Below are 637 nucleotides of genomic sequence, written 5' to 3'. Positions count from 1 at the left end.
CGGGACGTTGGTGTTGGGTGACGTCGGGTTGCAGTTGTCGACGGCGCGGTGGGTGCGGTTCCTGACCGAGCAGCGGATCGGCGCGTTCGAGTGTGCGGGCCGGTATGTCGATGATCTGGTCGAGTTCGTGGCGGCTGCTGGTGTGCGGTTGGTGGATCTGCGGTTGTTGGTGGTGACCACGGAGGTGTGGCGCACCGGGTCGGCGCGCCGGGCGGTCGAGGTGCTTGGTGGCGGGGTGCGGTTGCTCGCGGGTTATGGGATTACCGAGACGACGATCGACTCGACGTTTGCGGATCTCACGGCTGTGGATGAGGTGGCGCGGGCGACGCCGATCGGTGGGCCGTTGCCGGGTGTGTCGGTGCGGGTGTTGGAGCGGTCGTTGCGGCCGGTGCCGGCTGGTGGTCTGGGTGAGGTGTTCATCGGTGGGGTGGGGGTGGCTCGGGGGTATGTGGGGCGGCCGGAGTTGACGGCGCAGCGGTTCGTTGCGGATCCGTTCGCCGGTGACGGGAGTCGGTTGTATCGCAGTGGGGACCGGGGGCGGTGGCGGTCGGACGGGCAGTTGGAGTTCGCCGGCCGGGTTGATGAGCAGGTGAAGGTGCGTGGGTACCGGATCGAGCCGGGTGAGGTTCGGGCGGCG

The 637-nt window shown here is 68.9% G+C and carries 1 protein-coding gene; it reads left to right on the top strand.

Annotation, left to right across the window (positions count from 1 at the left end; genetic code table 11):
* The coding region (locus tag Dsi01nite_RS56970; protein WP_203854889.1) for an AMP-binding protein at positions 1-637 on the top strand (637 nt) is incomplete at both ends.

Origin of the sequence: Dactylosporangium siamense, assembly GCF_016862795.1 — a bacterium.
In the GTDB taxonomy this organism is placed as follows: domain Bacteria; phylum Actinomycetota; class Actinomycetes; order Mycobacteriales; family Micromonosporaceae; genus Dactylosporangium; species Dactylosporangium siamense.
The sequence above is the reverse complement of the archived record's forward strand: the minus strand, read 5'-3'. Positions and strand labels throughout refer to the sequence as shown.